The sequence below is a fragment of the Agrobacterium sp. Ap1 genome, from assembly GCF_017313375.1.
Classification (GTDB): domain Bacteria; phylum Pseudomonadota; class Alphaproteobacteria; order Rhizobiales; family Rhizobiaceae; genus Neorhizobium; species Neorhizobium cellulosilyticum.
The window spans coordinates 1-21,402 of the sequence record NZ_JAFLMY010000014.1 but is presented as its reverse complement, the minus strand read 5'-3'; the positions used below and the strand labels follow the sequence as shown (position 1 = coordinate 21,402).

The following is a 21,402-nucleotide window of genomic DNA, read 5'->3' as shown; positions in this document are numbered from 1 at the left end:
AAGCGCTAACCGTCCAGGCCCTTAAGGGCATCTGCAAGACGCACCTTGGCAGAACCGGGTTTCAGCGGTTGCTGCTGGCTCTCATGATGCGCCCATCCGGAGGCGTAGATGATGGAGAACGTGGCCCTGATCCGGCCGTCGGGATCGGAATAACGCTCTGCATAGATTTCCGCTGCCCTCAGGAAAAATGCGCGCCCAAGGGGTTTTCGGCTGCGGCCCCTTAAGGGATTGGCCATGCCCATGGCGCGCAAGTCGCGCATCAGCGGAAACAGGCTGTCATATCGAACCGTATAGTTTTCTGCGTCCACCACCGGAAGGGCGAAACCCGCCCGCTGGAGAAGGCCGCCTATATCGCGCACATCGGCGAATGGGATAACGCGTGGGCTTGCGCCGCCTGTCAGCTCGGCCTCGGCCGCAAGCAGGACATCGCGCAACTCCGACAGCGTCCCCGCACCGGGAATGGCTGCGAGGAACAGGCCATCAGGCTTCAGACCGCGGCGAATGCGCACCAGCGTGCCTGGCAGGTCATTGACGGCATGCAGCGCCATCGGGGACAGGACGAGGTTAACCGATGCCGTCTCGATCGGCACGTCATCAAGACCGGCGGACAGGATATGCTCTCCTGCCTTGGCGAAGCGTTCGCTGGTTTCTGCGCGCTGAATTGTTTCGATCTTGCCGGTTTCGATTGCCTTTCGCGCGGCGATTCCCGTTCCTCCGTGCAGTTCGATGGCAAGAGGAAACTGCCGCTCCACAACGGAAAGACGCTCGGCCAATTCGCCTGCCGCCAGATCCAGCAGGAAATCCGCATTGCCGGTGTGATTTGCCAATGCTCGTTCGCGTCTGCGTGCAAGCAGGTCTTCGTCGAAGAGAAATTCCATCATGACCACCCGATTATGCTTCGCTAAGGCGCATTTCGTCGCTTATTGTCAAGTCCATGCCCGGCAATTCGGCCAATAGTCTCGTGAAAATGCTTTCGCAATCCGCTTCGGCCTGTCTGCAGCGGATCGCCGACGTCGTGTACCCTCCGGTATGCCTCGGTTGCGGCGTTCTAACGGGGCGTCATGGGGCCGTCTGCGCCTCCTGCTGGCGTGAGGTCCGCTTCATCGAGAGGCCCTATTGCGACATACTCGGCCTGCCGTTCTCCTATGATCCAGGGCCAGGCATGCTCTCGGCACAAGCCATCGCACATCCTCCGGTTTTCGATCGCCTGCGCGCAGCCACTGTCTTCGATCGTACCGCGCGCAACATGGTTCATGGGCTCAAATATAGGGACCGAGGCGATCTTGCGCCAATCATGGCGGGATGGATGGAGCGCGCGGGGGGCGATTGCCTCCGTTGCTGCGATGCAATCCTGCCGGTGCCTTTGCACCGGACGCGTTTTGCGCTCCGGAAGTTCAACCAGTCAGCCGAGCTTGCGCGGCATCTCGCAATATCGACGGGGAAGCCCTATCTGTCGGCGGCGCTTGTGCGGACGAAGAGGACGAAGCGACAGGTAGGGCTGACTGCACGGGCTCGCGAAGACAATGTCCGGGCAGCTTTCGCCGTCGCCGAGGGACGGGAGGCCGAGGTGTTCGGCAGACACATCGTGCTTGTCGACGATGTCTACACGACCGGGGCCACAGTTAGCGCTGCGACACGGGCGTTGAAGAAGGCGGGTGCCACCGAAGTCAGCGTTTTGACCTTTGCAATGGCACTGGCCGAAACTATATGAGAGACAACAGTCGGTGCGTATTCCTCCCAGCGCGCCCGGAGATTATCATGACGGATGTTACCATCTACACCCGCGAATATTGCGGTTATTGCTCACGTGCGAAAGCTCTGCTTCAGTCCAAGGGCGTCGATTTCGTCGAGCATGATGCGACCTATAGCCAGGAGCTTCGCGCCGAAATGATCGCCAAGTCGAATGGTCGGTCGACCTTTCCGCAGGTCTTCATCAATGGCGAACATGTCGGCGGCTGCGATGATCTGCATGCGCTTGATCGTCAAGGCAAGCTGGACTCGATGCTTGCGTAACAAGGCGTTTAGACGATGATAAAGGTCGCTGCAGTCCAGATGTGTTCCGGTGTCGATCCGGCGAAAAATGCCGCCGACATGTCCCGGCTGGTTCGGGACGCGGCGGCGCGCGGGGCGACTTACGTCCAGACGCCGGAAATGACGGGTATGCTGCAGCGGGACCGCAAGGCCGCCCGCGAGGTTCTGCGTGTCGAGGCAGATGACATCATCGTGGCGGCAGCGCGCGGGCTTGCAGCAGAGCTCGGCATCTTCCTGCATGTCGGCTCGACGGCAATTGCTCGCGATGATGGCAAGATCGCCAACCGCAGTTTTCTCTTTGCGCCGGATGGCCGCCTGATCACGACCTATGACAAGATCCATATGTTCGATGTGGATCTCGACAATGGCGAGAGCTGGCGGGAGAGCTCTGCGTATGAGCCGGGCGACGTCTCCAAGGTGGTGGAGCTGCCTTTCGCAAAGCTCGGCATGTCGATCTGTTACGACTTGCGGTTCCCTCAGCTGTTCTGCGCCCAGGCTGTCGCCGGAGCGACGATCCTGACGGTGCCGGCTTCCTTCACGCGACAGACGGGCGAGGCGCATTGGGAGATCCTGCTACGGGCTCGGGCCATCGAGAACGGCGCTTTCCTGATTGCGGCAGCGCAGGCCGGGGTACACGAGGACGGCCGGGAGACCTATGGCAATTCTCTGATCATCGACCCCTGGGGCAAAATCCTCGCACGGGGTGGCGATGCGGGTGAGGAAGTTCTCGTTGCCGATCTCGACCTGGACAGCGTTGTGATTACTCGCAAAAAGGTGCCTAATCTGAAGAATGCACGCGAGTTCGTGCTGGAGGATGTTGCCGGCCCGGATGCTGACCGGGGTACCGGTGGAGTGGCAGTGTGATCAAATATTCGCTGTGCTGCGACAACGCACATACCTTTGAAGGCTGGTTTTCCGAAAGTGCCGATTTTGACCGGCAGGTGGAGAGCGGCTTTCTGACCTGTCCGATCTGCAATTCGGGTTCGATTTCCAAGTCGTTGATGGCGCCTTCCGTTTCCACCGCACGGAAAAAGGAAGCGAAGAAACAGATGGCGATGGATCTCGCTCGGCAGGAAGCAATGGTTAAGCTTCGCGAAGCTGTCGCCAATATCCGCGCTAATTCCGAGGATGTAGGCGAAAAATTTCCCGAAGAGGCGCGCAAGATCCATTATGGCGAGGCGGATGCCCGCGGGATCATCGGTCAGGCGAGTGCGGACGAGGTTCGCGACCTGATCGACGAAGGGATCGAGGTGGCGCCATTGCCGGATTTTACGGACGATACGAACTGATATGGCCAACTGAGATGACCAGCGCGGCGAAACTGGCGATCTACAATTTCGGCCTTTTCGTCGCTCCTTATGACAGCCCCGAAATTGAGGGTTTTCGCTTGCGGGAGCCTGCCAATTTTCTTGCCGCCGAAACTGCGGAAGGGTTTATCGGACGTTCCGGCTATGATGGCGAGATCGGTCCGGAGAGCTGGGGGCAGCAGGTTTTTCCGCGTTTCATAAAGGGGAGCGGTTTTGAGACCGCACCCTCCTCGCTGTCGATGTGGGCCGATCTGGAATCGCTGACGGCGTTTTCCTATTCCGGCGTCCATGCCGACGCGTTGAAACATGGCCGAAAATGGCAGGTGGAGCGGCGTTGGCCTGCACTTGTCCTGTGGTGGACGGATAGCCGGCCAAATTGGTCTGACGGCGTAGAGCGTTTCGAGTGTCTGCACGACCATGGGACTGGACCGGACAGTTTCAACTTCAAAGATCCCTATGGACCGGATGGTAAGCGGATATCCATCGACCGTGCACGGGTGCGCGAACTAGCTGCGCTCAATGCGGAAAGACACAAGGATCTGATGGCACACGTGCTTGTGCAGAAATCCTGATCAGCTCTCGCGCTTTGCCAGTAGCATGTAGTTTACGTCCATGTCGGGCGAGAGGTTCCAGCGATCCTGAAGTGGATTGAAGAAGACGCCTGTGCGGTGAACGATATGCAGACCGGAGGTCTGGAGCGGGCGTTCGATCTCTTCCGGGCGGACCAGCTTTTCATACTGATGCGTGCCGCGGGGCAGCCAGCGCAGGACGTTTTCGGCGGCGAAGATCGCGAGTGCGCGGGCCTTCAGCGTGCGGTTGATCGTCGCCATGAACATCAGGCCGCCGGGTCGCACCATGGAGGCGCAGGTGGTGAGGAACAGGTTCACATCGGCAACATGTTCGACGACTTCCATGTTGAGGATGACGTCGAATGTTTCTCCCGCCTGGGCAAGATCCTCGGCGGTGACGGCACGGTAATCGATCTGCGTGCCGGTTTCCTGCGCGTGGGTCGAGGCAATGCCGATATTCTTCTCCGACGGGTCGGCCCCGATGATGGTTGCGCCCATGCGGGCAACCGGTTCGGACAGGAGGCCGCCGCCGCAGCCGATATCGAGGATGCGCAGACCTTCCAGGGGGCGATGCGCCTTCGGGTCACGGCCGAAATTCTGGCAGATGCGTTCGCGGATATAGGCAAGGCGAACCGGATTGAACTTGTGCAGCGGACGGAATTTTCCGGTGGGGCTCCACCATTCGGCAGCCATTTTCGAGAACATCTCGACCTGATCCTTGTCGACCGTCGTTCTGGCTGCTTCCGTCATCGTCTTATCATCCTTCGCGTTTGCGTGTTGAAGTCGGACGTTGAGACGATGAAGTCAAGAGGTTGATGGGCTTTCCCGATGTTGGCCGCCAATGCCCTGCGAAGCAGACCTCGCCACGTATGCCCGTTGGTGTAGTCAACAGCCGATGCTCGCTTCCAACGCCGCGAGCATGATATCGTGGACTTCTATCCAGATCACTGATTTCACTCCATTGCGGCAGGCTACTATTCCTATGTGCGGCAAGCGTCCATGACGCTTAATGAATGCCCAATAGGTCATTCATGACCTATTCAGGCGGATGCTGGAACAATTGGGGCCAGTCGACATTTTATGGCGATAAAAACTCGATACGGAACAATGTCCGTTTCGATAAATTCCTCAGGAGGAAGCCCGTGAAAAAGTTCCTGATGAGTGCTGCGGCTTTCTGCACGCTCCTGGTGGCGCCCGCGATCGCCGAGGCGGCGGTGCGCGGTTACGCCACCGCAAACGTCAATATGCGGTCCGGCCCCAGTACCGGTTATCCGGCGGTTACCGTTATTCCTTACGGCGCGCCCGTGACGATCAACGGCTGCATGAGCTCGGTCAATTGGTGCGACGTCTCCTTTGCCGGTGGACGTGGCTGGGTGTCCGGCAATTACGTGCAGGCATCCTATCGCTCGAACCGCGTTTATGTGGCGCCGGATTACTACGGCGGTCTCGGCATCCCATCCGTCACGTTCGACGTAGACAATTATTGGGGCACCTATTACCGCGACCGCAATTTCTATAGGGAGCGTGATCGCTGGCGGGATTACAACTGGCGTGCACAGCGTCCACTTCCGCCCCCGCCGCGCTGGGATGATGGTCGCCGTCCGCCTCCGGGCTGGGATCGCGACCGTGATCGCGATCGCTGGGACCAATCCCGTGATCGGGATCGCTGGGATCAGTCCCGTGATCGCGACCGGTGGGAACGTGACCGAAATCGTGACAGAGATCAGGCCCGTGACAGGGACCGTGACCGGCCGCGCTTTGACGGCAACGATCGGCGCCCGCCTCCCGGTTGGGATCGCGACCGCGAGAGAGAGCGTGATCGTGACAGGGACAGGGATAGGGATCGTGCCCGTGAAAGAGAACGGGATCAGGCCCGGGATCGGGATCAGGCGCGCGAGCGGGACAGAGATCGCGATCGTGATCGCGAAAGAGCCCGCGAGCGAGACCGTGAACGCCCGCAGCGCGAGGAACAGCAGCGTCCGCAGCGTAACCAGAACTGCGTCGTCGGGCCAAATTGCAACTGACGATTTCGAACAGATCGACGACAGATCGGCAGGGGGTCGCGCAAGCGGCCCCTTGTTCTTATCGACTGCCATTTGCGTATGATGACCGCTTCTCCAGTTTTATGACAGGCGTACTGTTTGCCCATAATCCGGCCATTGCGTGCGTCCCCCCTTTTCGCTAAGAGACCCCAACTCGATATTCAGGCAGCCGCCGGGATATCCAGCGTTAGCAAATAGACGCCCCGGCTTGGCCGAGGGCGAGTTGGTGGTTTTCGTCGTATGGCTCGCATCGTCATGAAGTTCGGCGGCACGTCCGTCGCCAATCTCGAACGCATTCACAATGTCGCACGCCATGTGAAACGTGAAGTCGATGCAGGGCACGAAGTGGCCGTCGTCGTCTCCGCCATGTCCGGCAAGACCAACGAACTGGTTGGCTGGGTTCAGGACATGCCGAAAGTGGCAGGCGCCAATTCACCATTCTACGACGCGCGCGAATATGATGCGGTCGTTGCTTCCGGCGAGCAGGTGACATCCGGTATCCTGGCGATCGCGCTGCAGTCGATGGGCGTCAATGCTCGTTCGTGGCAGGGCTGGCAGATCCCGATCCGCACCGACAATGCCCATGGCGCGGCGCGCATCATGGAAATCGACGGTTCCGACATCATCAAGCGGATGGGCGAGGGCCAGGTGGCCGTGGTCGCCGGCTTCCAGGGCATCGGACCGGACAACCGGATCGCGACTCTCGGCCGTGGCGGTTCCGATACGTCTGCCGTTGCGATTGCCGCTGCCGTCAAGGCTGATCGCTGCGACATCTATACCGACGTCGATGGCGTCTACACGACCGACCCGCGCATCGTGCCAAAGGCACGCCGGATGAAGAAGGTGTCGTTCGAGGAAATGCTCGAAATGGCGTCTCTCGGCTCCAAGGTGCTGCAGGTGCGTTCGGTCGAGCTTGCCATGGTCCACAAGGTCCGCACCTTCGTGCGCTCCAGTTTCGAAGATCCCGATGCGCCGGGCATGGGAGACTTCTTGAACCCGCCCGGTACTTTGATTTGCGACGAGGAAGAAATCGTGGAACAGGAAGTCGTCACCGGCATCGCTTATGCCAAGGATGAAGCGCAGATTTCGTTGCGCCGTCTCTCCGATCGTCCGGGCGTATCGGCTGCGATCTTCGGGCCGCTCGCCGAAGCTCATATCAATGTCGACATGATCGTCCAGAACATTTCCGAGGACGGTTCCAAGACCGACATGACCTTCACCGTGCCTTCGGGCGACGTGCAGAAGGCGATGAGCGTTCTGGAAGCCAACAAGGAAAAGATCGGCTTCGATGTCGTGCAGACCGAATCAGGTCTCGCAAAGGTATCGGTCATCGGTATCGGCATGCGCAGCCACGCCGGCGTCGCGGCGCAGGCTTTCCGGGCACTTGCCGAAAAATCGATCAACATCAAGGCGATCACGACCTCGGAAATCAAGATTTCCATTCTTATCGACGGTGCATATTCGGAACTTGCGGTTCGGACTTTGCATTCCTCCTACGGTCTCGATAAAAGCGAATGATGTCTAATCCGGCATGATGCTCCTTTCGGTGCGTCGTCGCCGGGTCGGCGATGGTTGGGCTGCAAGGGGAGCATTATGCCGATTAGAGACCTGTCGGCCGGTCCGCGCGTTTTGTTGAAGCGCCTGCGCGAACTGATGGCCGAACCGCTGGATCCGCAGGAACGCCTTGATCGGATCGTCAGCCAGATTGCCAGCAACATGGTGGCCGAAGTCTGCTCGGCCTATGTCCTGCGCTCCGATGGCGTTCTGGAGCTTTACGCGACCGAAGGCCTGAACAAAGAGGCTGTCCACCTTTCGCAGCTGCAGATGGGACAGGGTCTCGTCGGTACGATTGCCGCATCCGCCCAGCCGTTAAACCTTTCCGATGCCCAGGCGCATCCGGCCTTCCGCTACCTGCCGGAAACCGGCGAAGAGATCTACCATTCCTTCCTCGGCGTGCCGATCCTGAGGGCCGGGCGCACGCTCGGGGTTCTGGTCGTGCAGAACAAGGCGAGTCGCAACTACCGCGAGGACGAGGTCGAGGCGCTCGAGACCACCGCGATGGTGATCGCCGAAATGATCGCCACTGGCGACCTCAAGAAGATCACCGCGCCGGGGCTGGAGCTCGATCTTACCCGCGCGGTGACGATCCAGGGCAATGGTTACAACGAAGGTATCGGGCTCGGACATGTGGTGCTGCACGAGCACCGCATCGTCGTGACCAATCTTCTGAACGAAGATTCGGAGAAGGAAATCATCCGGCTTGCGGAAGCGCTCGGTTCGCTCAGGATCTCGATCGACGACATGCTGTCGCGGCGTGACGTGGCGCAGGAAGGCGAGCATCGCGAGGTGCTGGAAACCTACCGGATGTTTGCCCATGACCAGGGCTGGGTTCGCCGCATGGAAGAGGCGATCCATAACGGTCTGACGGCCGAAGCCGCCGTCGAGAAGGTGCAGAGCGACACCAAGGCGCGGATGATGCGCATGACGGATTCGTATCTGCGCGAGCGGATGCATGATTTTGACGATCTGGCCAACCGGCTGCTGCGCCAGCTCACCGGCTATTCCGGGCGCAGCATGGACGAGCTGCCGTCCGATTCCATCGTGCTTGCGCGCGCCATGGGTGCGGCTGAGCTACTGGATTATCCGCGCGCCAATCTTCGCGGTCTGGTGCTGGAAGACGGTGCGGTCACCAGCCATGTGGTGATCGTCGCGCGTGCCATGGGCATTCCTGTCGTCGGACAGGCTGTGGGTCTGGTGGCGCTTGCCGAAAACGGCGACGCGATCATCATCGATGGAGACGACGGGCAGGTGCATGTGCGGCCGATGCCGGACCTGCAGAACGCTTATGAGGAAAAGGTTCGCCTGCGCGCCAAGCGGCAGGAGCAGTTCCGGGCGCTCAGGTCCGTCGAGTCGCTGACCCGGGACGGGCGGCACATCAGCCTCAACATGAATGCCGGGCTGCTGGTGGATCTGCCGCAGCTGGCCGAATCCGGCGCGCAGGGTATCGGGCTTTTCCGCACCGAGCTCCAGTTCATGATCGCCTCGACCATGCCCAAGCTGGAAGAGCAGGAAGCCTTTTATCGCAGTGTGATCAAGCAGGCGGCGGGGCGTCCGGTGACTTTCCGAACGCTTGATATCGGCGGCGACAAGGTCGTTTCCTATTTCCGCGCCCAGGAAGAGGAAAACCCGGCGCTGGGATGGCGGGCGATCCGGCTTGCGCTCGACCGGCCCGGTCTATTGCGCACCCAACTCCGCGCGCTTCTGAAGGCTTCTGCCGGTGCCGAACTGCGGATGATGATCCCGATGGTGACCGAGGTTTCGGAAATCCGTGCGGTGCGCGACCTGTTGCAAAAGGAAGTGCAGTATCTCTCCAAATTTGGCCACACGCTGCCGCGCAAGCTGCAGTTCGGTGCGATGCTGGAAGTGCCGGCGCTGATGTGGCAGCTCGACGAGCTTATGGCGGAGGTTGATTTCGTTTCCGTCGGGTCGAACGATCTCTTCCAGTTCTCGATGGCGGCCGACCGCGGCAATGCGCGAGTTTCTGAACGCTTCGACATTCTCGGCAAACCGTTTCTCAGGATGCTGCGCGATATTGCGCGGGCCGGCGAGCGTAACCGGACGCTGGTGACGCTTTGCGGCGAAATGGCCGGCAAGCCGCTTTCCGCCATGGCGCTGATCGGCGTCGGTTTCCGCTCGGTCTCGATGGCGGCGACCTCGATCGGTCCGGTCAAGGCGATGCTGCTTGGTCTCGATGCGGGCCAGCTCGAAGCGGAAATGAATGCGGCGCTGGACGACATTCGCTCTCACGAATCAATCCGGGAGCTGCTGTTGAAGTTCGCGGAAGCGAATAACATTCCACTGTAGGCCTTGAATGGGGCCTATTGGTCGAGCTATGTGCTCACCGTCATCCTCGGGCTTGTCCCGAGGATCTGCTGACCTCTCGACGTGGATAGATTCTCGGGACACCCTCGGGTTAGACCCGAGGGCGAAGATAACGAGCGGCATATCTGGAGTTCTTTAATTGGCTAAGCTTCCTGTCGAAAAGATGCGCGAGCTGGAACGCCGTTTTGGCGAGATCGAGGCGCGTATGTCGGAAGGCCCAGCCGCCGATGTCTATGTAAAGCTGGCTTCGGAATATTCCGAACTGCAGCCCGTCGTCGCCAAGATCCGTGAATATGAGAAGACCATCGCTGAGATTGCCGATCTGAGGGCGATGCTTTACGACAAGGGCACGGACCGCGAGATGCGGGAACTGGCCGAGATGGAGCTTCCGGACGCGGAGGAGCGGATCGAGGCGCTGGAAAAGGATATGCAGATCCTGCTCCTGCCGAAGGACGCGGCCGACGAGAAGAGCGCTATTCTTGAAATTCGTGCCGGTACCGGGGGCAACGAGGCGGCACTTTTTGCCGGCGACCTGTTTCGCATGTACGAGCGTTATGCCAGTGCGCATGGCTGGAAGGTGGAAGTGCTATCGGCCAGCGAAGGCGAGGCGGGCGGTTATCGCGAAATCATCGCGACCGTGACCGGACGCGGTGTGTTTTCCAAGTTGAAATTCGAAAGCGGCGTGCATCGGGTGCAGCGTGTGCCGGATACCGAAACGCAGGGGCGCATTCACACGTCTGCGGCAACAGTTGCGGTCCTTCCCGAGGCAGAAGAGGTCGACGTGGAAATCCGTCCGGAGGACATCCGCATCGATACGATGCGTGCATCGGGCGCCGGCGGGCAGCACGTCAACACGACGGATAGTGCTGTGCGTATCACCCACCTGCCGACCGGGATCATCGTTGTGAGCGCGGAAAAATCGCAGCATCAGAACCGCGCCAAGGCGATGCAGGTCCTGCGCTCGCGTCTCTATGACATGGAACGGCAGAGAGTGGACAGCGAACGCTCTGCAGACCGCAAGAGCCAGGTCGGCTCCGGCGACCGTTCGGAGCGTATCCGCACCTATAATTTCCCGCAGGGCCGTGTCACTGACCACCGCATCAACCTGACGCTCTACAAGCTCGACCGGATGATGATGGGTGAAATCGACGAAGTGGTTGATGCACTGATCGCCGATTATCAGGCGGGGCAGCTGGCGTCGCTTGGCGAGCAGCAGGGATGACCAAGGGGATGTCGGGCCGATGACCACACTGGGCGAAGCCGTCGCCGATGCGAGAGCCCGGTTTTCGGCAGCCGGTTTTGCCGATGCAGCGATCGAGGCGCGGATCCTGATCGGCGGCCTCCTGGAGCTTTCCTCGACTGAGGTCTTCGTTGGTGGCGATCGCGAGATCGATGCCGCTTCGGTTGCGAAAATAGAAGATGCCGTCGCCCGCCGCTTGAAACGGGAGCCGGTGCATCGCATATTAGGTAAACGAGAATTTCACGGGCTGGATTTCCTTATTTCGAAGGAAACCCTGGAACCAAGACCGGATACGGAAGTTCTGGTGGATAGTGTTCTCGATGAGGCCCGGCAGTTTGCGGGCGACAGAGACATCCGCATTCTCGATGTAGGAACAGGCACGGGCGCTATCATTCTGGCATTGCTGGATGGTCTACCATCAGCCACCGGGATCGGTAGCGATATTTCCGTCGATGCTTTGAAGACGGCGGCGGAGAATGCGCGACGTCTTGGTCTGGATCGTCGGTTCCAGGCGGTGGAAAGCCACTGGTTTGACAAGATTGACGGGTGTTTCGACATAATCGTGTCAAATCCGCCCTATATATGTAGTGATGTCATTCCCGACCTGGATCCTGAAGTCCGCGACTTCGATCCAATGGCAGCATTGGACGGCGGGGCTGACGGATTAACCGCCTATCGCGAGATTGCAGACCGGGCCGGGGAGTTTCTCGCGGCTGATGGTTGCGTCGCTCTAGAGATCGGTTTTGATCAGAAACATGCGGTGATCGAGCTATTCGAAGCAGAGGGTTTCAATCTGTTGCTGGCACGTAAAGACTACGGCGAGAATGATCGCGTATTGATATTTGCCAAGTCTGTGGTTGATGCTGCGAAGCAAAAGAAAAAGCTTGGAATTCCAAAGGAAGCGGGATAGTTTGCGGCTACGCATCGGGGCAGCTGGGAATGAACAGCGATTCGTTCGGGTTACGGGTCAATCCTTAATTGCGCTCTTTTCGAAGAGCCGACGAGGTTGAGCACTCTCGATGCGTGAATCAGGTAATTTGACTTTGAAAGCGGCAGGCCGCGTTGGTCGACCTGTACGTAACACGCGAAGTCTTGTACCGGCTTTGACCGGCGAGCCGCGTGGCCCCTTATCAGCGAAGACAGAGAGTTGGTGAACGATAAATGAGGCCAGGACAGCAGAACAAGCGTGGTCGAGGGCGTGGTAGCAACAATAACGGCGGCGGTGGCGGAGGTGGTAACAACAACTTCCAGCGCAAGGGCGGAAACCCGCTCAGCCGGACTTATGACAGTTCCGGGCCGGATGTAAAAATCCGCGGTACTGCCCAGCATATCGCAGAAAAATATGCGACTCTTGCCCGTGACGCGCAAAGCTCCGGCGACCGTGTTATTGCAGAAAACTATTTGCAGCACGCAGAGCATTACAATCGCATAATCGCAGCTGCGCAGGCCCAGATGCAGGATCGCTTCCAGCATCAGGATCGCGGCGAATTCCAGGATCGCGACGGCAATGCTGTCGACCAGGACGATCTCGACGGCGGTGACGGCGACGATCTGGGTTATGCTCCGCAGCCGATGATCGAAGATCAGCAACCGCAGCAACGTCGTGAGCAGAATGTCCAGCAGGGCAGTGGTGGCCAGGACCAGCAGCCGCGCGAAAACCGTCGTGACCGCAATGAGCGCCGTGAGCGTCGCCCCGATCGCCAGGAACGTGGCGAGCGCGCAGAGCGCGGCGAACGTTCTGCCGAGCCGAAGGCTGTTGAAGCCAAAGCCGCGGTTGCATCGCAGGTGGCGGAAGCCGCCGAAATTTCGGCACCGGTTGTCGAGGACGGTTCGGGCCCGCAGCCGGTGATCGAAGGCACGCCGGCAGAGGTCGCCGTCGAAGAGGAAGCTCAGGCAGAGGCCGCGCCGCGTCGCCGCCGTGCCGCAAGCACGCGTCCCCGCCGTCAGCCTCGCAAGAGTGCTGAAGCTGCAGAGGGCGATGATACCGCGCCTGAAATGGCGGATGTGGCCGGCGAATAAGCCTGGTCACATGAAACAAGTTGAAAAATCCGGCCTTTGGCCGGATTTTTTCGTTTTAGGTAAAAATCCGCTCTTTGATGGGTAAAGCCCGCATCGAAACGATTGAATGGCAAGTTTTGCGCCGATAGCGTGCAACCGTTCCCGGGTTTTTCTTCATATCCCGATTTTTTAAACGATTATAATGTCTTACCGCACTGCGGAAATTCGTTGCGTTGTCGCAAAATTCCGCTCTAGATAGGTTTTCCGACGGCATAGAGCCGCGATTTTTCCAAAAAATCCGCAGGGAGCGATTTCATGACGACATTCGAAACCTACCTTGAAACCCGCAACGGCACGGTGCTGGACGACGATCTCGTCGTTGTTCTTCGCAACATCGCCGAGGCGACACGGGAGATTTCGGACAAGCTCAGAACATCGTCCCTAGACGGCCTCACGGGTGCCACGGAAATCACCAATGTGCAGGGTGAGGCGCAAAAGCCGCTCGACATCCTGTCCAACGAAATCATGCTAGAGGCCTGCCGCAAGTCGCCTTCGGTTTCCTTCGCGGTATCGGAAGAACTGGACAGCGAAGTCGCCATTCATGGCGACGGCAAATATGCGGTGATCTTCGATCCGCTTGACGGTTCCTCCAATCTCGACGTGAACGTCACCGTCGGCACGATCTTTTCAGTGATCAGAGCTTCCACTTCCGGCGAGATTCTGAAAAACGGCCGTGGCCAGCTGATCGCCGGTTACGCCGCCTACGGACCGCAGACGACTCTCGTATTGACCATTGGTAAAGGCGTGCAGATCTTTACACTGAGTGCTGACGGCATTTATCTGATGACCAGCGCCGATGCGAAAATCGTGCCGGAGGCCAAGGAGTTTGCAATCAATGCGGCACGCCGGTCATCCTGGGATGACGCTGTCGCATCCTATATCGAAGATGCAATCGACACAGGCCACAACATGCGCTGGGTAGGTTCCATGGTTGCCGACACGCACCGCATCTTCAATCGCGGCGGCGTATTTCTCTATCCGGCCGATCGTAACAAGCCGGCCTCCGGCGGTCGTCTGCGGCTGCTTTATGAAGCCAACCCGATCGGTCTTCTGGTCGAAGCTGCCGGCGGTGCCGCAATCATCGGAACAAGCACGATCCTCGATATCGAACCCACCTCGCTGCATCAGCGTGTGCCGGTGATTTTCGGATCAAAGAACGAAGTCGACAAAATCAGCGCCGCCTACAGGGAACGTGTTCTGGACGCCGCTGCGGCAGAATGACCGTGCCTTGAGCGCTTGACCTTTGGAAGGCTGGGATATCCGTTGATATCCCGGCCTTTGATTTGCAGGCTGCGAATTATTGGTACTTATTAGTACTCAAAATTAACGGATGGCTGCGATAGTTGCCCCGGTTCAACTCGGGGATTCATCATGATCAGTTCCGTAACAAGTTCGACGACCTCTACGCTCCTGTCTTCATCATCGACGAGCAGCAGTACTGCCGCAATCGAAAAACAGATAACCGCCAAGGAAGCTGAACTCGAAGAAGCGAAGGACGCGGAGGAGAAGGCTGACATTCAGGCGGAGATCGATGCGCTTGAACAGCAACTGCAGGCCGCGCAGCAATCGAGCAGTTCATCAGAAAAGCCTTCTGTCGAAAGTAGCCGCCCGGCTGAAAAGTTTTCGGGCGAGAGCAACAGGATCGGGACCGGAAATTTCGACGAGACAACAGAGTTCGGAGAGCGCGTTCTCTACGTCTGAGATCTGATTGCTTTTGTACTGCAGGATCAAGCCGACCTCGTTGCACAATCAGATTTTGTTGAATTTCGAGGTCGACGAGATCTCTGCGACTTTCGGTATGCGGGGTGGCGGAGAAAAATCCGCCTCTTCTGGAGCAATCCTCCAAGTTCGCTTGCCGTGCCGTAGATTTTTGTTTGTGCACATACCTCTATCGAGAAGCCGCCGACAGCTTTCGGGAGAGATGCTTTAGAGACTGTTCGACAGTTTTTCTTCGATTGCGTCTACACGAATCGATACTTTGATGATTATTGTCTCAAGATCATCTTCGAGATCGAATAAATGTTTTGCGCGATCAAGTATCTCATCGTTTGGCCAATATCGATAACCAACAAAACAACAGATTGGGCGCCGGCTGTATTCTTGCGCAGAAGGCGCCTGATCAGCGGTGAATATGCCGCCGGGTGCCTGATGATGCGCTTTGTCGGCGGCAAGCCTATCTATCGTGCAATGACTGCAGAAGAAGAGCAGGACTTCAGAGAAGAGACATCCATCTGAACTCCGGTCTCATGATCGAGTTCTGCAGGCGATGATGAGATGATTGCGATGGAAAATCGCGATGCTTCTGCCTCGGAGCCTAAGCCCAGGCCGACTTGGCTGCCGGCCCGGGTGAAAGTCAAAACAGAGTGCGGATGCTTTCGCATTCGTCGCGTGCCTCATCGAATTCATCGACATGAGCGGCGGCGAGTGCCTGAAAATCTGGGTCCGTGATCTCCGTGATTGCCTGCGGCATGCCGTGGTCCATGATCAGGGTCTTGAATATTCCGATAAGCTGGGTGCTTTTGTCTTCCGACATTAGATCTACCTTTAGTGATACAACGAAGCCTGCCCCCGAAAGCCTCGACAACGATGTGGGTGTGCGCCTCCTGCGACAAAATGGCCAATCACGAGTTTCTGATCGTTGCATCACGGCGGGGTGATCCGAGACGGGCAGGGCAAGCGGCGATCCCGTCTGTTTAGACAAGCGCTAAAAGCTTCAACATGCTCCTTTAAAACCGGAAAAAAGGCTCCCATATCTTGGCAGAAGCCAACGGCTGCGAGAGCGCATCCTGCGGCAGGGCTTGCCTCATGGAGGGAGCTCAATCTCAATCATCGGCCTGTGCCTTTATGAAGGGCAGGGCGATTTCTGGAGGTATGAAATGAATATCGAGAAATATTCCGAACGGGTGCGCGGTTTTCTGCAGTCTGCCCAGACGCAGGCGCTGTCCGACGGGCACCAGCAGTTCGCGCCCGAACATGTCTTGAAAGTGCTGCTCGACGACGACCAGGGCATGGCTTCGTCGCTGATCGAACGCGCCGGCGGCAACGCCAAGGAAGCGCGGATAGCCAATGATGCAGCGCTTGCCAAGCTGCCGAAGGTTTCCGGCGGCAATGGCGAAATCTATCTTTCGCAGCCGCTGGCCCGCGTATTTTCCACCGCCGAAGACGCCGCCAAGAAGGCGGGTGACAGTTTTGTCACCGTCGAACGGCTGTTGCTTGCGCTTCTGATCGAAAGCTCTGCTTCGACCTCGGCCAGCCTGAAGAAGGCGGGGCTGACGGCGCAGGGGCTGAACCAGGTGATCAATGATCTGCGCAAGGGCCGCACCGCCGACAGCGCCAATGCCGAACAGGGTTTTGACGCGCTGAAGAAATATGCCCGCGACCTGACGGCCGATGCGCGTGACGGCAAGCTCGACCCGGTGATCGGTCGCGACGATGAAATCCGTCGCACGATCCAGGTTCTATCACGCCGCACCAAGAACAACCCCGTGCTGATCGGTGAACCGGGCGTCGGCAAGACGGCGATCGCGGAAGGTCTGGCGCTTCGTATCGTCAATGGCGACGTGCCGGAAAGCCTGAAGGACAAGCAGTTGATGGCGCTCGACATGGGCGCGCTGATTGCCGGTGCGAAATATCGCGGCGAGTTCGAAGAGCGGCTGAAGAGCGTGCTCAACGAAGTGCAGGCCGAAAACGGCAATATCATCCTGTTCATCGACGAGATGCATACGCTGGTCGGCGCGGGCAAGTCGGATGGCGCCATGGATGCGTCGAACCTGTTGAAGCCGGCGCTTGCGCGCGGCGAGCTTCACTGCGTCGGCGCGACGACGCTCGACGAATATCGCAAGCATGTGGAAAAGGATCCCGCACTTGCCCGTCGTTTCCAGCCCGTCATGGTGGAAGAGCCGACGGTCGAGGACACGATCTCGATCCTGCGCGGTCTGAAGGAAAAATACGAGCAGCACCACAAAGTGCGGATCTCGGATTCGGCGCTTGTCGCCGCCGCTACGCTCTCCAACCGCTACATTACCGATCGGTTCCTGCCGGACAAGGCGATCGACCTGATGGACGAGGCCGCTTCGCGCCTTCGCATGCAGGTGGATTCGAAGCCCGAGGAGCTGGACGAACTCGACCGCCGCATCATGCAGCTGAAGATCGAGCGCGAAGCCTTGAAGAAGGAAACCGATACGGCATCGGCCGACCGGTTGCAGCGTCTGGAAACCGAAGTCACGTCTCTGGAAGAAGAGGCGGATGCGCTGACGGCTCGCTGGCAGGCTGAAAAGCAGAAGCTCGGCCTTGCCGCCGATCTGAAGCGGCAGCTTGACGAGGCCCGCAACGAATTGGCGACCGCCCAGCGAAAGGGCGAGTTCCAGCGCGCCGGCGAGCTGACCTATGGCGTCATTCCGGATCTCGAAAAGCGGCTGGTCGAGGCTGAAGCACAGGATACGACCACCAATGCAATGGTGCAGGAAGTCGTCAATCCGGATGCGATTGCGCATGTGGTTTCCCGCTGGACCGGCATCCCGGTCGACAAGATGCTGGAAGGCGAGCGTGACAAGCTTTTGCGGATGGAAGACGAGCTGGCGAAATCGGTTGTCGGTCAGGGCGATGCGGTTCAGGCCGTATCGCGTGCCGTTCGCCGTTCGCGGGCAGGTCTGCAGGATCCGAACCGACCGATCGGCTCGTTCATCTTCTTAGGCCCGACCGGTGTCGGCAAGACGGAACTGACCAAGTCGCTCGCACGCTTCATGTTCGACGACGAGACCGCGATGGTGCGCCTCGACATGTCGGAATACATGGAGAAGCATTCGGTCGCGCGGCTGATCGGTGCGCCTCCGGGTTATGTCGGTTACGAAGAGGGTGGTGCACTGACCGAAGCGGTGCGGCGCAAACCTTACCAGATCGTGCTGTTCGACGAGATCGAGAAGGCGCATCCGGATGTGTTTAACGTTCTTCTGCAGGTGCTTGATGACGGGCGTCTGACGGACGGGCAGGGACGTACGGTCGACTTCAAGAACACGATGATCATCATGACCTCGAACCTCGGGGCCGAATATCTGACCGCTCTTCGTGAAGACGAGGATTCGGAAAGCGTGCGCGAGCAGGTGATGAGCGTCGTGCGTGCGTCGTTCCGGCCGGAATTCCTGAACCGCGTCGACGAGATCATTCTCTTCCACCGCCTGAAGCGGAACGAGATGGGTGCGATCGTCGATATCCAGTTGCAGCGCCTCCTAAAGCTTCTGGCCGATCGCAAGATCGAGCTGGAACTCGATGGCGACGCCCGCGAATGGCTGGCTGACAAGGGCTACGATCCGGTCTATGGCGCGCGTCCGTTGAAGCGGGTGATCCAGAAATTCGTGCAGGATCCGCTCGCCGAACAGATCCTCGGCGGTCATATCCCGGACGGCTCAACCGTCAAGGTAACCTCCGGTTCCGACCGGCTGCTGTTCCGCATCAAGGGCAGCATGAGCGAAGCGGCGTAAGGCGCTTCGCTCATGGACATGAAAATGGCGGCCTCGGCCGCCATTTTTCGTCAGAGCTATCAACTCCAAGCGATCTATTTGCTCGCGACTTCGCTCGGTGTCTGCGTATTCAGCAGGGTATCGATGCGTTTGCGCTCATCCTCGAAACGGGCCAGCGCCTTGCCTTCCAGCGATTTACCGCCGGGAAGGCGTACTTTCATCGCATCCACCTTGGTACCGTTGACGATCAGCTCGTAATGGAGATGGGCGCCGGTGGACTGACCGGTGGAGCCGACATAACCGATGACCTGGCCCTGGGTGACCTTGGCGCCTTCGCGCACACCGCGGGCAATCGCGCTCTGGTGGTTATAGGAGGAGACATAACCGTTTGCGTGGCGGATCAGCGTCTGGTTGCCGTAACCGCCACTATCCCAGCCTGCCTTTTCGACGACACCGTTGCCGGTGGCGATGATCGGGGTTCCGCGGGGGGCTGCCCAGTCAGTGCCGGTATGCATGAGCGCGCGACCGAGGATCGGGTGGCTGCGCATGCCGAAACCGGATGTCATGCGAGCGTTCGGAACGGGGCTGCGCAACAGGAACTGCCGGATGCTGCGACCGTCCTGGTCGAAATAGTCGACCGAATTGTCGTCGTCCGCATTCTGGAACCGGTAGAAGCGCGTGTCGGTATCGCCGAAATGGGCGTTGACATAGAGGAGCTCGGAGTCCTTGGAGGCCTGTCCCTTTTTGTCTGCAACCGAGAAAAACGCCTCGATCTTGTCGGTTGAGCGCAGCTGCGCTTGAAGGTCGATATTGCTGGCAAGCAATTTGACAAGCAGAGCAGTCATGTCGGTGCTCATGCCATAGGAAAGAGCCGCGCGATAAATGCCGTCATAGACGCTTGGCAGATCGCGGCCCGCCATGATCTGGGGCGGCTGGTCACTGAAGGCGGATGCAACCGCATCAAGCATTGCCGGCTCTTCGGCATCGACAAAGCGGCTATGGTCATCGAGGCCGATGGTGACGCGGTGCTGGCCGCGCTGATAGAGGCTGGCCCTGACCACCATGACCATCTGGCCTTCCTGGATCACGCCAATGCGGATCACATCGCCAGGGGAAACCTTGTCACTGCCCAAGCGCGCCTGAAGATATCCGGAGAGTTCCTTCGCCTTGCCTTCCGGATAGCCGACCTGGGTCATCGCTTCTGCGATCGACATGGGCCGGCGCACGGGAATGATATCGTCTGCATATTCTCGCGTATGCGGTGTTATCGGCTCGGGCGCGGTCACCGACATATTTTCTTCAACAACACGGGCGCTGAGGCCTGATGTCAGATCGACATCTTCGGATGTGGAGAAGCGTTGCGGATCGACATAATAGAGTGCGGAAAGCTGTGCGTCGCCGGCGGTCAGAACCGAGCCGTTCGAGCGCACGTTTTCCTCTACTTCCTCAAGCGTCATCGGCGCGGCGTAAGCGTAGGTGCTGCCCGATGTCGGGAAAGCCAGCGTCTGAAGACTGACTTCGGATTCGACGTTTGACCCGTAGATCAGGCCGGTTCTATTGCCCGGCTGAGGCGGTGCTTCGCTCGAGGCGAAGATCGCAAGAGGATCGAATTTCGGATATGCTTCCGGAGCGACATGGTCTGCGGCAAGATTCATCTTCACATGGGCGAAGGGGCGGCGGCGCACGAGCTCGCGATTGCCCTCGTGGACCACCGTCGACACTTCCATGATCTTGCGATCCGTCGGCATCGCGACGATCTTGCCGCCGAGCAGGCGTTTGCCGCGCTGGACTGAATCGTTGTCGTGGTCGCTGGGAACCGAGGCAGATGCTTCTGCCGGGATGGCCAGCTGCTGGCGTCCATCAAGTGCTGCAAAAAGTGCGACACCCATCAATACAGAAGAGGTTATGCCTGTCAGGAACGTGCCGGAGAGCCAGCGGAGCGAAATCTCCCGCTTGTCCGGCGCGCGGCGACCATCAGCAAGGATGGGCGGTTCGTTGCCAAGCGATCGGATCGTGTTGCGGGCCGTGTTCATGCCGACTTAGCCAGTCCCTATATACGCGTTATTGCCATAGGCAGCTTGATGCTGCCTGCAGGACCTTGGGCCAAACATGTGCCCTTTTCCTCGAAATGAGTCAAATCCGCCGCGAACTGCTGTCATATGGCGAGAAGTCCCAGGACGATTGCGAATGCCCTGTAACCCTCTTTCCATGGGATTGTGAATTTGTCGGGGCGGTTTTGAGGCGGGGCGTCACCATCCCGCTAATTTGGCGGCCTATATAAGAGGACTGGTTGGTGAAAATCAGCCGAATTCAGAGAAATCGAAATTTCGTAATGAATTCATTTGTTTGTCATTTTTCTGTAAAATTTCGAATTGAGCCAGTTGACGTTTTCCTGGGTGTGGGACTATAACCCGCTCACTGACGAGGGCGGCGGCGCTGCTAGCGACGAAGCTTCTCGTTCTAAAGAAAACCACTAAAGATTGGCATTTGCTGATTGGGACCGGGCTCCGGTTAGGTCTCGAAGAACTGATGTGTTTTGGTGTTTTTTAGTGACGGTTTAGGCTTTCGGGTTATGGATCGTCGGTTATTTGACAATTGAATATGAGAAGAAAGAGAAACGTGGTCGGCGGGTTTTCGCGGACGGTTCTTGAGCTTTAGGGTTTGAGAACGGTCTGTTTAGAAGACAAAATGACGGTCACGTTTTGAAATGAGAACGATGGAAATGATCGCAGTGATGCGATTGGTGTACATATAAAAATGTTCTCGTCGATTCAGAACAAAGTGATTAGTCATGATTGAATTCTCAACTTGAGAGTT

At 58.5% G+C, this 21,402-nt stretch carries 19 protein-coding genes; 15 read left to right on the top strand and 4 right to left on the bottom strand.

The genetic code is table 11. From position 1 onward, the window contains the following. Positions 1 to 5: 5 nt before the first annotated feature. A complete protein-coding gene (locus JZX87_RS22140) occupies positions 6 to 878 on the bottom strand; it encodes a methyltransferase domain-containing protein (protein ID WP_206828061.1) in 873 nt (290 codons plus the stop codon). Positions 879 to 967: 89 nt separating this feature from the next. Here JZX87_RS22140 and JZX87_RS22135 point away from each other — a divergent pair, with 89 nt between their 5' ends. Genes JZX87_RS22135 through JZX87_RS22115 form a run of 5 tightly spaced genes read left to right on the top strand, consistent with a single transcriptional unit; the run spans position 968 to position 3,910 of the window. Next, positions 968 to 1,711 carry a ComF family protein gene (locus tag JZX87_RS22135; RefSeq protein ID WP_286195007.1) on the top strand — a complete coding sequence of 248 codons (744 nt, stop codon included), beginning with the start codon at positions 968 to 970 and terminating at the stop codon, positions 1,709 to 1,711. A gap of 47 nt (positions 1,712 to 1,758) precedes the next feature. Further along, positions 1,759 to 2,013, top strand: a complete 255-nt coding sequence (gene grxC, locus JZX87_RS22130) for a glutaredoxin 3 (RefSeq protein ID WP_148148259.1) — start codon at positions 1,759 to 1,761, stop codon at positions 2,011 to 2,013. Positions 2,014 to 2,028: 15 nt separating this feature from the next. Further along, positions 2,029 to 2,895 (top strand): carbon-nitrogen hydrolase family protein, encoded by an 867-nt coding sequence (locus tag JZX87_RS22125; RefSeq protein ID WP_206828057.1) that lies wholly within the window; start codon positions 2,029 to 2,031, stop codon positions 2,893 to 2,895. Further along, positions 2,892 to 3,320, top strand: a complete 429-nt coding sequence (locus JZX87_RS22120; protein WP_148148261.1) for a DUF1178 family protein — start codon at positions 2,892 to 2,894, stop codon at positions 3,318 to 3,320. The genes JZX87_RS22125 and JZX87_RS22120 overlap by 4 nt, the downstream gene beginning before the upstream one ends. A gap of 14 nt (positions 3,321 to 3,334) precedes the next feature. Next, a complete protein-coding gene (locus JZX87_RS22115) occupies positions 3,335 to 3,910 on the top strand; it encodes a DUF3291 domain-containing protein (RefSeq protein ID WP_206828054.1) in 576 nt (191 codons plus the stop codon). On the opposite strand, the gene ubiG is transcribed toward JZX87_RS22115, so the two are convergent. Beyond that, entirely contained in the window at positions 3,911 to 4,657 is a 747-nt protein-coding gene (ubiG, locus tag JZX87_RS22110; RefSeq protein ID WP_206828052.1) for a bifunctional 2-polyprenyl-6-hydroxyphenol methylase/3-demethylubiquinol 3-O-methyltransferase UbiG, read from the bottom strand. A gap of 392 nt (positions 4,658 to 5,049) precedes the next feature. On the opposite strand from ubiG, the gene JZX87_RS22105 reads away from it, so the two are divergent. From JZX87_RS22105 to JZX87_RS22065, 9 genes are all read left to right on the top strand, one after another. Continuing rightward, on the top strand, positions 5,050 to 5,931 hold the full coding sequence (locus JZX87_RS22105) for an SH3 domain-containing protein (RefSeq protein WP_353654235.1): 882 nt from the start codon (positions 5,050 to 5,052) through the stop codon (positions 5,929 to 5,931). A gap of 258 nt (positions 5,932 to 6,189) precedes the next feature. Beyond that, on the top strand, positions 6,190 to 7,467 hold the full coding sequence (locus JZX87_RS22100) for an aspartate kinase (RefSeq protein ID WP_148148264.1): 1,278 nt from the start codon (positions 6,190 to 6,192) through the stop codon (positions 7,465 to 7,467). An 81-nt stretch (positions 7,468 to 7,548) separates the two neighbouring features. Then, positions 7,549 to 9,813, top strand: coding sequence for a phosphoenolpyruvate--protein phosphotransferase (ptsP, locus tag JZX87_RS22095; protein ID WP_206828171.1), 2,265 nt, complete (start codon positions 7,549 to 7,551; stop codon positions 9,811 to 9,813). Between the two features lie 157 nt (positions 9,814 to 9,970). Next, a complete protein-coding gene (gene prfA / locus JZX87_RS22090) occupies positions 9,971 to 11,053 on the top strand; it encodes a peptide chain release factor 1 (RefSeq protein ID WP_148148265.1) in 1,083 nt (360 codons plus the stop codon). Between the two features lie 19 nt (positions 11,054 to 11,072). Beyond that, positions 11,073 to 11,981 (top strand): peptide chain release factor N(5)-glutamine methyltransferase, encoded by a 909-nt coding sequence (gene prmC / locus JZX87_RS22085; RefSeq protein ID WP_206828050.1) that lies wholly within the window; start codon positions 11,073 to 11,075, stop codon positions 11,979 to 11,981. A 251-nt stretch (positions 11,982 to 12,232) separates the two neighbouring features. Further along, positions 12,233 to 13,090, top strand: coding sequence for a DUF4167 domain-containing protein (locus JZX87_RS22080; protein WP_183828158.1), 858 nt, complete (start codon positions 12,233 to 12,235; stop codon positions 13,088 to 13,090). 294 nt (positions 13,091 to 13,384) lie between these two features. Then, positions 13,385 to 14,350: a class 1 fructose-bisphosphatase gene (locus tag JZX87_RS22075; RefSeq protein WP_206828048.1), complete on the top strand. Its 966-nt coding sequence runs from the start codon at positions 13,385 to 13,387 to the stop codon at positions 14,348 to 14,350. Between the two features lie 150 nt (positions 14,351 to 14,500). Next, positions 14,501 to 14,830: a hypothetical protein gene (locus JZX87_RS22070; RefSeq protein WP_206828046.1), complete on the top strand. Its 330-nt coding sequence runs from the start codon at positions 14,501 to 14,503 to the stop codon at positions 14,828 to 14,830. A gap of 318 nt (positions 14,831 to 15,148) precedes the next feature. Then, on the top strand, positions 15,149 to 15,364 hold the full coding sequence (locus JZX87_RS22065) for a hypothetical protein (protein WP_206828044.1): 216 nt from the start codon (positions 15,149 to 15,151) through the stop codon (positions 15,362 to 15,364). A gap of 118 nt (positions 15,365 to 15,482) precedes the next feature. Here JZX87_RS22065 and JZX87_RS22060 read toward each other — a convergent pair whose 3' ends face one another. Continuing rightward, a complete protein-coding gene (locus JZX87_RS22060) occupies positions 15,483 to 15,662 on the bottom strand; it encodes a hypothetical protein (RefSeq protein WP_148148270.1) in 180 nt (59 codons plus the stop codon). A gap of 343 nt (positions 15,663 to 16,005) precedes the next feature. Between JZX87_RS22060 and clpB the strand changes: the two genes are divergently transcribed. Further along, positions 16,006 to 18,606 carry an ATP-dependent chaperone ClpB gene (clpB, locus tag JZX87_RS22055; protein WP_206828042.1) on the top strand — a complete coding sequence of 867 codons (2,601 nt, stop codon included), beginning with the start codon at positions 16,006 to 16,008 and terminating at the stop codon, positions 18,604 to 18,606. A gap of 74 nt (positions 18,607 to 18,680) precedes the next feature. On the opposite strand, the gene JZX87_RS22050 is transcribed toward clpB, so the two are convergent. Then, on the bottom strand, positions 18,681 to 20,618 hold the full coding sequence (locus JZX87_RS22050) for a M23 family metallopeptidase (protein WP_206828041.1): 1,938 nt from the start codon (positions 20,616 to 20,618) through the stop codon (positions 18,681 to 18,683). Positions 20,619 to 21,402: the final 784 nt, after the last annotated feature.

Coding starts and splice junctions, on each gene's coding strand:
- JZX87_RS22140 (WP_206828061.1), bottom strand. CDS start 878: ATGGAATTTCTCTTCGACGAAGACCTGCTTGCACGCAGACGCGAACGA.
- JZX87_RS22050 (WP_206828041.1), bottom strand. CDS start 20,618: ATGAACACGGCCCGCAACACGATCCGATCGCTTGGCAACGAACCGCCC.
- JZX87_RS22125 (WP_206828057.1), top strand. CDS start 2,029: ATGATAAAGGTCGCTGCAGTCCAGATGTGTTCCGGTGTCGATCCGGCG.
- JZX87_RS22080 (WP_183828158.1), top strand. CDS start 12,233: ATGAGGCCAGGACAGCAGAACAAGCGTGGTCGAGGGCGTGGTAGCAAC.
- clpB (WP_206828042.1), top strand. CDS start 16,006: ATGAATATCGAGAAATATTCCGAACGGGTGCGCGGTTTTCTGCAGTCT.
- JZX87_RS22135 (WP_286195007.1), top strand. CDS start 968: ATGCTTTCGCAATCCGCTTCGGCCTGTCTGCAGCGGATCGCCGACGTC.
- JZX87_RS22075 (WP_206828048.1), top strand. CDS start 13,385: ATGACGACATTCGAAACCTACCTTGAAACCCGCAACGGCACGGTGCTG.
- ubiG (WP_206828052.1), bottom strand. CDS start 4,657: ATGACGGAAGCAGCCAGAACGACGGTCGACAAGGATCAGGTCGAGATG.
- prmC (WP_206828050.1), top strand. CDS start 11,073: ATGACCACACTGGGCGAAGCCGTCGCCGATGCGAGAGCCCGGTTTTCG.
- grxC (WP_148148259.1), top strand. CDS start 1,759: ATGACGGATGTTACCATCTACACCCGCGAATATTGCGGTTATTGCTCA.
- JZX87_RS22060 (WP_148148270.1), bottom strand. CDS start 15,662: ATGTCGGAAGACAAAAGCACCCAGCTTATCGGAATATTCAAGACCCTG.
- JZX87_RS22115 (WP_206828054.1), top strand. CDS start 3,335: ATGACCAGCGCGGCGAAACTGGCGATCTACAATTTCGGCCTTTTCGTC.
- JZX87_RS22100 (WP_148148264.1), top strand. CDS start 6,190: ATGGCTCGCATCGTCATGAAGTTCGGCGGCACGTCCGTCGCCAATCTC.
- JZX87_RS22065 (WP_206828044.1), top strand. CDS start 15,149: ATGTTTTGCGCGATCAAGTATCTCATCGTTTGGCCAATATCGATAACC.
- JZX87_RS22070 (WP_206828046.1), top strand. CDS start 14,501: ATGATCAGTTCCGTAACAAGTTCGACGACCTCTACGCTCCTGTCTTCA.